Raw genomic sequence first — 2953 nt, 5'->3', positions numbered from 1 at the left:
TTTTTCTTCTTCAATTAATTGTGGTTCGTCGCCATAGATGAGTTGAATATGTGCCATGTTCCCTCCTTTCACAGATAGATATCTTTAATAAAGCTGTATCCCATTATATACATATGTTCTGATGATGGATCCACATCGCGTAAAGCACCATGAGGACTACTAAACAAAACCGTACTACGCGGTGAAATACGATCAATTTCATGCATTACACTAAATCGACTCGTTATAAATAAAACATTAGCCTTATCATTTAATTTTAGATTTTTTTCTCTACTTTGTCCATTATATACGACTATTTGGCTCATACCATTTTTATATATTACCCTTGCCAAACCGTTACTGTGAAAGTACTTAACTTTTACCATTCTAGGATTCATGCCATATGCCCTAATAGTTTGATTAATTTGTCTTTCATTAGGTATCGTTTTAATATAATCTGGTGCGTCGATTAACAAATATGCCTGTTCATGGTTTGGTGCTATGCACAGCAGCACATTACACTGTTTCATAGGAATATAATGGATTAACGTATTCTTGTTATGATGAGTCACATAGTATGAAACACCATAGGCTGCAACCATGCATAATAAGGACATCACTACATATACAGTATACTCCTTCTTATTTGTCAAAAAGTACGTAAACAGACCTAGTAAAGTATAATATACATAAACACAATAAAGATGCATCATACCAAGCCAAAGTAAACTACCACTACGCCCTAGGACATGATTTAAATATAACGATATGCGTAATAGTGCATCTATCAAAGACCATAGAAACGATATAGACATTACATAGCTAATAACAGTGCTTATAAAGATTAAAATGATGGATATATCTAATATAGGTGCTACTATGCAAGCTGCTAACAAACTAGCAATACTAATATAGTGAAAGTAATACAGCTGTAGCGGCATGATGAGCAACTGTGCCGATACACATAACACAAGCGGTGTTTTAATCCATTTTGGTAGCCATTGAATGCGTTCATATAATACTTTCCCCCATATAAGCAAACCATAGGTTGCACCAAACGATAGCTGAAAGCTTACATCAAATATAGAAAAAGGATCATATACTAAACATAGTATGGCACATATGCATAATGCTTGCTTAGCTTGATATAATCGACCTTTTATGTAAGCCATACACATGAGTATGCTCATTATCGTTGCCCGTACAACAGGCGCATCGCCACCAACGACACCACAATACATACAGGCCACTAAAATTCCCATAATCAAACTGGTTCGTTTTCTTAATTTAATAAGTCGTCCCAGTCCATATACCAATGCTAACAAGAGAGCAATATGTGAACCTGATATGGATAAAATATGGATAAGTCCTGTGTAGGAAAAATCCTTCATTGTATCTTCCCCTAGCTCACTATAATGGCCACCTAAAGCTAATGATTGTGCTAATACATGTTGTGGACCCTCTAGATAATTAGAAATAGTTTTATCTATAGACTCTCGTATTAATCCACAAATAAATAAGAGTTTCCTATATAGTTCTTCAGAATAGGTTTCTTTAAAGTGAAATGCTTGTAAATCTTTATGACTCGCAACTCTATATACACCATCATAGATACGTCCTCGAGTATTGGAACTCATATATCGGCCACGAAGATTAATACGACCTTCCTCTTCGATAAGAAATAAGGACTTTGGGGTACCTTCTACAACTGCATATTCCCCTAGTCGTATGGGATGTTTGGTGGTAGACACCTTTGAATATACCTGTAACCTTCCCTGTGCATTAATATAATCATTTTTGGCAGTATCTTTATAAGGATGTAAGCTATGGATTTCAATGGTATATTTGTAATACTCCTGTCCGTTCAAATTTACTCTTTCAGGAGCAATTACAACCGTACCAAGATATTCTCCTTCTTGGTGCAAATAATATGATGTATAGCTATTAAAATGTATAATCCGTAAATCTGTTTGGTAATACGATAGTCCTATAAAAAGGGACACAAAAACTATTAACTTACCAAGTGAGCTCCACCAATTAGCCGATTGTAAGGCTTTAAAAACACCGACACCTATAATGGCTATCCCTATAGCAAAGATGTAGTGCATTTGATTGAGTACAGGAAAATAATTTCCATACCCTAGTATTGTTCCTATAATGATAGATCCTAATATAACATGTGCCCATTGACTATGAGTTAACACCACTTTTGTACGATCAATAATATTTGTATGTAGTGGCATACCTTCGTGATTACAATTTTGATTGTTAAATTGTAATTTTGTCTTTAATTTTCTTAAATACGCCGTCACCAATGCCCTTCACCCCCTTGATACCTTCAACGGAAGTAAAGGGGCCTTTTTGTGAACGATATTCCTCAATTCTTTTAGCCATGGCAGGGCCTATACCTGGCAGAGAGTCTAATTCTTTTGCAGTGGCAGAGTTTATGTTTATCTTATTACCACGCAATAACACTTCAGGATTACCGTGAAAGTTAAATACTACATGGATATGATCACCTGCAGTAACTGGCTTAGCCATATTTACCGACTCTACATCTGCATACGGTAATAGTCCTCCTGCTAGCTTAACAATATCACCTACAGTAGCTGAGCTTTCAAGCTCATATAAACCAGGTGAAGCGACTGCACCTGTTATATAAGCGATTGGTTTATTAGGCTGTTGTTCTACAGTAGATATAGAAGAATTTCCATCTATACCCCCTTCAGCTAGGACAGAATCGCTTTCATCTGTTATAATAGTCCATAGGAAATAAATTCCTACTAAAATACATAGGATTAATATAATTATCATATACGGCTTCAATTTATATTTCATAGTGCACCTCCTACTGAAGGATTCCCCTATAAAATACTAAAGTCCTATCGTTGACTCTATTGGTCACATAAGCAGGACTTTTATAATTGATGTCGAATAAAAGGAGTATTCATGAATTTTCTAAAGAAGTTTGAGC

2 protein-coding genes are annotated in these 2953 nt (G+C 35.4%); both read right to left on the bottom strand.

All coding sequences use genetic code 11. From position 1 onward, the window contains the following. Window positions 1-68 precede the first annotated feature (68 nt). Window positions 69-2291: a ComEC/Rec2 family competence protein gene (locus Q7P05_RS08740; RefSeq protein ID WP_303931685.1), complete on the bottom strand. Its 2223-nt coding sequence runs from the start codon at window positions 2289-2291 to the stop codon at window positions 69-71. Next, window positions 2248-2817, bottom strand: a complete 570-nt coding sequence (locus Q7P05_RS08735) for a ComEA family DNA-binding protein (protein WP_303931684.1) — start codon at window positions 2815-2817, stop codon at window positions 2248-2250. Before Q7P05_RS08735 ends, Q7P05_RS08740 begins: the two co-directional genes overlap by 44 nt. Window positions 2818-2953 lie beyond the last annotated feature (136 nt).

The sequence above is a fragment of the Veillonella dispar genome, assembly GCF_937975875.1.
Taxonomy (GTDB): Bacteria; Bacillota; Negativicutes; order Veillonellales; family Veillonellaceae; genus Veillonella; species Veillonella dispar_B.
This window is presented reverse-complemented; position numbering and strand designations above follow the sequence as displayed.

Bases quoted from the DNA above. Each gene is read 5' to 3' on its own strand.
- Q7P05_RS08735 (WP_303931684.1), bottom strand. From the start codon at position 2,817: ATGAAATATAAATTGAAGCCGTATATGATAATTATATTAATCCTATGT.